We start from the raw sequence: 7,930 nt of genomic DNA, 5'->3' as shown, positions 1-7,930 counted from the left end.
CCCCGGGGGTGTGGACAATTTCGCGCGAAATTGACCACTCCCCGGGTGACGGTCAGGCGATGCCGAGGTAGCGGCGTTCGTTGAACTGGTCGCCGGAGCAGGAGGCGCCCAGGTCGTGGCCGATGCGCTCGATCACGTCCGCCAGCTCCAGGCGGCCCAGCCAGGGGCGGGGCAGGACCGCCGTGCCGTGGCGGGCGCCGAGGATGCTGCCGGTCACCGCCGCGGTCGAGTCGCTGTTCCCGGAGTGGTTCGCCGCGAGGCGCAGGGCGTCGGCGAACTGCTCCGGTTTCGGCATGGCCAGCGCGCAGTAGACGCCGATGGCCAGCGATTCCGGGCCGATCCAGCCCTGTCCCAGGCGTTCGACGTGGCCGACGCTGGCGCCGAGCCGGGCCAGGGTGGCCGCTTCGGCCAGCGCGTTCGCGGTCTCGGCGTCCTCGCGCAGGACGCGCCCGGCGGCCTGGTCGACGGCCGCGGGCAGCTTGCGGTCCTGGACCGCGACCAGGTGCACGATCAGCGCCAGCGCTCCGGCCGATGCCCAGCCGCCGACGCCGCCGTGGGTGAGCGCGGCGCACTGGCAGGCCAGCTGGTAGGCCATCTCGGCGGTCGGGGCCAGGCCGAGCGGCGCGCTGCGGTCGACCCCGCCGCAGCCCTTCGAGCTGTTGCGCGGCCGGTCCGGGGTGCCGAGCTCGGCCTCCTGGAGCGCGCGGAGGCTGGTCAGGCCGGGAGCCCGGCTGGCGTACAGCTCGGGCTCGGCGAGCAGGCCGGTGGCGCCGGGCTGCGGCTTGTCCTCCTGCTGAGTGATCAACCACCGTCGGTAAGCGGCCGCCGTCGACTCGACCGGGCGCCACGGACCGCCGTTGTTACCGGTGGTCCAGGCGTGCAGGTAACCCTCGCCGGTGAACAGGGCCAGCTGGGTGGCGTCCCCGAGCAGCGCCTGCGGCGGCGGTTCGGCCACTCCTGCCTGGCCGAACTCGGCCCGGATGTCGTCCAGCTGCGCGTATTCGACCGGGCTGCCGAGGGCGTCGCCCAGAGCCCCGCCGAGCAGGCAGGCGACCGCGCGATCGACCACTGTGGATGGTTTGCGCACGGGTCGGGCTCTCCTTCCACAGTGTCCTCGTACGGGTGATCGACGGGTCCCGACTTTACTTGGCGTGTTCGCCGCCCGGGGAGACGTTCACCGGCAACGGCGGGTCGTCGCGCACTGCATCCGGGACGAACCGTGCATTCCTCCATTGGAGTGAGTGCGGCTCGGCATTCCGGCTGCCCGCGACGCCCGCTCGTTACGGTGTGTCGGCCCTGGGGTGGGGTTCGCCGGGGGTGGTGGACTCGGTGTGGACCTTGGTCGAGACTGTCTGAAGGCTCAACAAAACATGAGCGAGAATCGGATTAGGGGATGATGGCGCCGCACGACAGACCGAGCGGAGCACCGATCGCGGGATTCGAGTTCCGCGTTCTCGGTCCGCTGGAAGTGCTCGTGGACGGCGCCTCGCGCCCGCTGGGCAGCAGCCAGGTCCGCGCCCTGCTCACCTGCCTGCTGCTCGAACCGAACCAGATCGTGTCCATGGACCGGCTGATCGACACGATCTGGGAGCACGATCCGCCGGCCAGCGCCCGCACCATCATCCAGGGCTACGTCTCCCGGCTGCGCAAGCTCTTCGGCGAAGGCGAACCGGGCGGCACCGAGATCGTCACCCGCCCGCCCGGCTACCTGCTGCGCGTCGACGCCGAGCGGATCGACGCGCACCGCGCCCGCGCCCTGATCAACCGCGCGCACGGCCTCGACCCGGCCGAGCGGTCGCGGGTGCTGGCCGAGGCGCTGACGCTCTGGCGCGGCCCGGTGCTGGCCGACATCTCCAGCAGCCGCCTCTACGGGATGGTGGCGCCGAACCTGGACGAGCTGCGGCTGCTCGCGCTGGAGGAGCGCATCGACGCCGACCTGGACCTGGACCGCCACCACCAGCTGCTGCTGGAGCTGTCCACGCTCGTCGACCGGCATCCGCTGCGCGAGCGGCTGACCGGGCAGCTGATGCTCGCCAGCTACCGCGCCGGGCACCGCGCCGAAGCGCAGGCCCGGTACCACGAGCTGCGCCGCAGGCTCTCCGACGAGCTCGGGCTCGACCCCGGCCCCGCGCTGCGGGAGCTCTACGAGCAGGTGCTCCGCGACGACCCGGCGCTGCGCAGCTCGCCGCGGCGGCCGGAACCGGCGCTCGGCATCAAGCGCCCCATCCCGGCCGAACTGCCGCCCGCTCCGGCGGGCTTCGTCGGCCGCCGCCGCGAACTCGCCGAGCTGGACCGGCTGCTCGCCGAGCGGGAACGCGGCTCCAGCCGGCTCGCGGTGCTCACCGGGATCGCCGGCGTCGGCAAGAGCGCGCTCGCGCTGACCTGGGCGCACCGCGTCGAGCAGGAGTTCCCCGACGGCCAGCTCTACGCCTCGCTGCGCGGCTACCACTCCGAGCGCGAGCCGCTGAGCCCCGGCGAGGCGCTGACCAGCATGTTGAAGGCGCTCGGCGTGGCCGCCGAGGCGATCCCGGTGGAGCTGGACGACCGCGCCGCGCTGTACCGGTCGCTGCTGGCCAAGCGGCGGGTGCTGGTGCTGCTGGACAACGCGCGCGACTCCGAGCAGGTCCGCCCGCTGCTGCCGGGCAGCGCCGAATCCCTGGTGCTGGTGACCAGCAGGCGGCGGCTGGACGGGCTGGTGGTGCGCAGCGGCGCGACGGTGCTGCCGCTGGAGACGCTGCCCACCGAGTCCGCGATCGAGCTGCTCGACCGCGCCGGCGTGCCCGGCAAGTCGGCGTCCGAGCCGGTCGCCGCGGCCGAGCTGGCGGCCCTGTGCGGCGGCCTGCCGCTGGCGTTGCGGATCGCCGCCGCGCGACTGGCCGCGAACCCGGCGCGCGGCGTGTCGGACCTGGTGCACGAGCTCACCGACGAGCGGAACCGCCTGCACGCGCTGGACATCGACGACGACGCGGACACCAGCGTGCGCCGCGCCTTCGACATCTCCTACCGGAGCCTGCACCCGGTGCACGCCGAGACCTTCCGGCTGCTCGGCCTGGTGCCCGGCCACACCTTCACCGCGGATGCGGTGGCGGCGCTGTGCGACACCGATCCGGCCAGCGCGCTGCGCAGGCTGCGGGCGCTGGCGCTGGCGCACCTCGTCGTCGAGCCGGAGCCGGACCGCTTCGGCATGCACGACCTGCTGCGGGTGTACGCGCGGGACCTGCTGGCCGAATCCGACGACAGCGGTGCGCTGCCCAGGCTGCTGAACCACTACCTGGTCATCGCCGACCACGCGCGCCGCTTCCTGCGCCCGACGCGCGACGAGCTGAACTTCGCCGAGGGCACCCGGCCGCCGGAGATCCACGACCGCGCGCAGGCGCTGGACTGGTTCGACGCCGAGTGGCCGAACCTGGTCGCCGCGGTCCGCACCGCCAACGCGCGGGGCATGCACGAGCTGGCCTGGCGGCTGGCCCGCCTCCAGTTCAACTACCTGATGGTGCGCTGCCCGTGGGAGGACTGGATCCGCGTCTACACCGACGGACTCGACTCGGCGCGCGCGGTGGACGACCCGACGGGCAAGGTGCTGATGTCGGCCGGGCTGGGCGTGGCGCACTCGCGGTCCGGCCAGCTGGACGAGGCGCTGGCGCACTACGAGGAGTCCTACCGGGTCGCGGTGGCCAACGACGACGCGTCGCGGCGGGCGATGACGCAGATCAACATGGCCAGCGTGCTGTTCCGGCTGAAGCGCTACGACGAGGCCAAGGCGCACTGCCAGGACGCGCTGCGGGTCTACCGCTCGCTCGGCGACAGCTACTTCGAGGCCGGGGCGCTGAACAACCTCGCGATGGTCGAGCAGGTCAACGGCGAGCGGGAGGAGGCGCTGGCGCACCTGCGCGAGGCCGAAGCGCTGTACCGGGCCGCCGACGACCTGGACACGCTGGCGATGGTGCTGAACAACTGCGGCGAGGTCTGCATCGAGCTCGGCAGGCTCGACGAGGGCGAGAGCTACCACCACGAGGCGCTGGAGGTGGCGCTGAAGTGCGGTTCGGCGATGCGCCAGGCATCGGCCTACCTGGGGCTGGGCGATGCGGCCCGCTGCCGCGGCGACCTGGCGGTGACCCGGACCAGGTGGGAGACGGCGCTGGCGATCTTCGAGGCGGAGGGCTCGCCGCGGGCGGCCGAAGTCGGGGAACGGCTGAACGCGTTGGCCGAGTCCGCTTGAACATTCGGCCGCGACCTGCTGCGATGGCGGTGGCCGCAGCGCGCCCCGGGACCGGTGGATCAGCGTTTAGCGAGCGTTTAGCGGGTGTGTAGTCCCCGCTGGGAACTTGTGTCCAGTGCGGATCCAGCCGTGCGGGATTCGCACTAAGGGCGGCTCTGGGGGGAGTCCAAGGGGGGATTGTCGCCCGGCCGCCCCGATCGTTCCTGCGTGGTCGATCGGGGCGGCCGCTAGGGGGGCGGAAAGCATTCGGGGCGCCTCCCGGATGGACGATGGGGGTGAGTGCGGGCTTTCGGCCGACGGGGTGAAAGCCGAAGGTCCGCACTTCGTCCTTTTCACGCGGTTTCCAGGCTCATTCTGCGTGGCGGTGCGGATGGCGCCGACCATGCTTCGAAGTGCTCACTTCGCGGCGGTCAGCTTCTCCAGCTTCGGGCGCTTGGGCTCGCGGCCGTCTCCGCTGGACACCCCGCGCAGCCGTCGGCTGATCCACGGCGCCAAGTACTCACGGGCCCACCGGATGTCCTGGGCTCGCTGGTCCCGCCACGAGGTGTCCGGCGCGGTCGGCCACTCCTCGCCCCAGTCCTCGTCCGTCGGCACGCCCAGCGCCTCGCAGGCGCGCAGCGCGACCCGGCGGTGTCCTTCGGCCGACAGGTGCAGCCGGTCCTCGCTCCAGGCCCGCGAGTCCTGCAGCACGCGCATCGACCACAGGTCCAGCACGTAGCAGCCGTGCCGGTCGGCGATGGCCCGCAGGTGCGAGTTGTAGGTGCCGACCTTGCCGCGGACGTGCCGCAGGACGGGCGTGGCCGCGGTGTCGAAACCGGTGCCGATCAGCACGTCGATGCCCGCGGCGCGCAGCTCGGCGACCGCGTTCTCGAAGATCTGCGCCACGGCGTCCGGGTCGCTGCCGGGGCGGATGATGTTGTTTCCGCCCGCGGTGAACGCGACCAGCGACGGTCGCAGGGCGATCGCCTTGGGCACCTGGTCGTCGGCGATCTCGCGGACGAGCTTGCCGCGCACGGCCAGGTTGGCGTAGCGCAGGTCCGGGTTGCCCGCGGCGAGGTGTTCGGCGAGCCGGTCCGCCCAGCCCCGGAACGCCCCGTCCGGCCCGGCGTCCGCCAGGCCTTCGGTGAAGCTGTCTCCCAGCGCGACGAAGCTGTCCCAGCGTGCCGAGTCGACGCTGCGCTGCGATGCCATGCGATGTCCTTCCTGGTGATTCCTCCCGCCGACGCGGTCCGGGAACAACATTGGCGCTCGAATCCCTACCTACGCCACCGTCGGTTCGGCCTTCGTGATTAACGGCACTGACTAGTCTAGTTTTTCTGGGCGATTTGCGCGCTTCGATTTCCGGCAACCCGAAGTGCCGGGGCCGACCGCTCTCCGGCCTGGTCCGCGCCGGATCCCGGGCAGCTGCTTTCCCTTGTCGTGCGGGGCTTTTGGCTGCTCGCGGCGGCAACTGGGTGGCTGTTCCTGGAAACACCAGTACGGGTGAACCTCAGCTGCTACTGTCCTTCGGCGGTAACAGAAGCAACGAGGGGGCCCGTGATGTCGGCATCTACGCAGGTGAAAGCACGTGCGCTCGGGCAAGCGCACCGCCGCACGCCTGCGCGCGCCATCGCGGCGGGTTGAGCGGGGAACGACGGAATGCTCCACCGCGTCGATTCCAGTGCGCCCGACGTCCGGACCGCTCCGGATGCCGTGCGGCGCTTCGACCGTCCCAAGCACCTGGGGGAATCGTGACGTCACCGCAGAATCCGGCGTCCGCGCCGGGGCCAGCGGGCTTCGACGCGCAGCAGGCCGGCCCCGGCAGGCGCCGCCCGGAACCGCCGGCGCGCGGTTCGCTGGGCGAAGCGCCGCCGAGCGGGCAGGGCGGTGCCCGGCCCGCGCCGCGCCCGATGCGCTTCGATCTGCGCGCGGAGTTCGCGGCAATGACCGGCGAACCGCACCCGTTCGCGTTCTGGCAGCGCGCCGAACAGCTGCCGGAGCGCTTCGAGCAGGAGCAGCGCAGGCTGCTCCAAGCCACCCGCCCGGCGCCGGACCGGCCCAAGCCGTCGGCCGCCGCGGCGTCGACGCTGTCCGGCGACCTCGGTGGTTCGCCGGAGCCCGAGTTCTCCGGATCCCTGGACGGTGAGCTGCCCGAACCGGCACCGCGGTCCAGCGGCATGAGCGGCTCCCTGGTGGCCGAAGGCCAGCTCGCGGGCTCGCTGCTCCCGGAACCGCCGCTCGGCCCGCCGAGCGGATCGATCTCCCAGGCCGGACCGCTGGACGCCCCGCGCGCCGAGCCCGGCCTGCCGGACGCACCACCGCCGCGCCGCGAAGATCCGCCGAGCGGACCGCTCCCGGCTCCGGCCCGCCCCGACGACCTGGGCCTGATCGACGGCCCGCCACCGCGCCGCGAAGGCGGGCCCGACGGTCCGCCGCCGGTGCGGCCGCCGAGCGGCCCGTTCGGCCAGGACGGCCCGGTGCCGGGGTTGATCGAGCCGATCCCGCAGGCCGGACCGGATGGCCCGGCGAGCGGTGCTTTCGGCCAGCCGGGCCCGATGCCCGGCCCGAACGAGCTGCCGCCGATCGGACACGACGGTCCGCCGCGGCGGCACGACAACCAGCGCCCGCGCCCCGACGGTCCGCCGCCGGTGGGCCCGCCGAGCGGTGCGTTCGGTCAGCCGGGGCCGGATGGTCCGCCGCCGGCGCCGGCTGAGCTGCCGCAGCACGACGGCCCGCCGAGCGGTGCGTTCAACCAGCCTGGCCTCGACGGCCCGCCGAGCGGTCCCTTCGGTCAGCCGGGTCCTGATGGTCCGCCGAGCGGTCCCTTCGGTCAGCTCGGTCCGGACGGTCCGGGGCGGCACGAAGCCGATCCGCACGTGCAGCCCGGTCCGCCGCGGCGCGAGGGCCCTCCCTCGGGGCCGCTGGACGTGCCGCCGCACGACGGCCCGCCGCCGCGGCCCGACGCCGGTCCGCCGAGCGGCCCGATCCCCGCGGCCCCGCCGCGGCACGAGGCTCCGCACGACGGCCCTCCGGGCCGTCCGCTGCCGCCCGAGGCTCCGCGCCTCGCGGGTCCGCCTCCGCCGGCCGAGCCGCCGCACGTCCCTGCTCCGCAGGGGCCGCCGTCTCCGCCGACGGGCGGTCCCGCCCTGGGCGGTCCGCCGCCGCGTCCGCCGGTCGCCCCGGGGCCTCCGCCCCCGCCTCCGGAGAGCGCTCGGCCACCGGCCCGCCCGCCGCAGCCCGCTCCGCCGCGCGCGGAGCCGCCGCGGCAGCCGGAACCACCTCGGCCGGAGCCGCCGCAGCCCGCGCCGCCGCGTCCGGTGCCCGCCCGGGCGCCGAAGTTCGCGCAGCGCGCCGACGGCGGGTTCGGCCCGATGGGCTCGGCGGGTGCGCTGGCGGGTTCGTCCGCGCGCGCCGGTTACGGCCGGAACACCACGTGGTCGGCCGACGACTTCAAGGAAGAACGCCGCAGCGACGACGACCTGCAGGTCGGCTCCGGCTACAAGCCGGGCGAGGACGGCCGCAACGTCGTACCGCAGTTCCTGATCGAAGCCGACGAGCTCTTCGACGAGGACGACGGCGAAGGCCGGTTGGTGGCGCCGCCGGTGCTCGGCGAGTCGTCATCGAGCTACCGGGACTTCTAGATGATCAATTCCAGACTCGTGCTGCGTGGCGGTGCGGGTGGCGGAACCTCAGGGGCTCCCTGGACTGCGGGTGCCCAGCGTCCAATACACG

The 7,930-nt window shown here is 73.7% G+C and carries 4 protein-coding genes; 2 read left to right on the top strand and 2 right to left on the bottom strand.

Annotated features, from left to right (window positions below; genetic code table 11):
- Nucleotides 1–52: 52 nt before the first annotated feature.
- Nucleotides 53–1,087, bottom strand: a complete 1,035-nt coding sequence (locus OU416_RS30115) for an ADP-ribosylglycohydrolase family protein (protein ID WP_270930419.1) — start codon at nucleotides 1,085–1,087, stop codon at nucleotides 53–55.
- A 306-nt stretch (nucleotides 1,088–1,393) separates the two neighbouring features.
- On the opposite strand from OU416_RS30115, the gene OU416_RS30110 reads away from it, so the two are divergent.
- Nucleotides 1,394–4,219 carry an AfsR/SARP family transcriptional regulator gene (locus tag OU416_RS30110; RefSeq protein ID WP_270930418.1) on the top strand — a complete coding sequence of 942 codons (2,826 nt, stop codon included), beginning with the start codon at nucleotides 1,394–1,396 and terminating at the stop codon, nucleotides 4,217–4,219.
- 396 nt (nucleotides 4,220–4,615) lie between these two features.
- On the opposite strand, the gene OU416_RS30105 is transcribed toward OU416_RS30110, so the two are convergent.
- Nucleotides 4,616–5,410, bottom strand: coding sequence for an SGNH/GDSL hydrolase family protein (locus OU416_RS30105; protein ID WP_270930417.1), 795 nt, complete (start codon nucleotides 5,408–5,410; stop codon nucleotides 4,616–4,618).
- Between the two features lie 539 nt (nucleotides 5,411–5,949).
- Here OU416_RS30105 and OU416_RS30100 point away from each other — a divergent pair.
- On the top strand, nucleotides 5,950–7,839 hold the full coding sequence (locus OU416_RS30100; RefSeq protein ID WP_270930416.1) for a hypothetical protein: 1,890 nt from the start codon (nucleotides 5,950–5,952) through the stop codon (nucleotides 7,837–7,839).
- Nucleotides 7,840–7,930 lie beyond the last annotated feature (91 nt).

The organism is Saccharopolyspora indica (genome assembly GCF_027853965.1).
Classification (GTDB): Bacteria; Actinomycetota; Actinomycetes; order Mycobacteriales; family Pseudonocardiaceae; genus Saccharopolyspora; species Saccharopolyspora indica.
The sequence above is the reverse complement of the archived record's forward strand: the minus strand, read 5'-3'. Positions and strand labels throughout refer to the sequence as shown.

What these genes read in the sequence shown, in the direction of transcription:
- OU416_RS30105 (WP_270930417.1), bottom strand. Translation starts at nt 5,410, where the DNA reads ATGGCATCGCAGCGCAGCGTCGACTCGGCACGCTGGGACAGCTTCGTC.
- OU416_RS30110 (WP_270930418.1), top strand. Translation starts at nt 1,394, where the DNA reads ATGATGGCGCCGCACGACAGACCGAGCGGAGCACCGATCGCGGGATTC.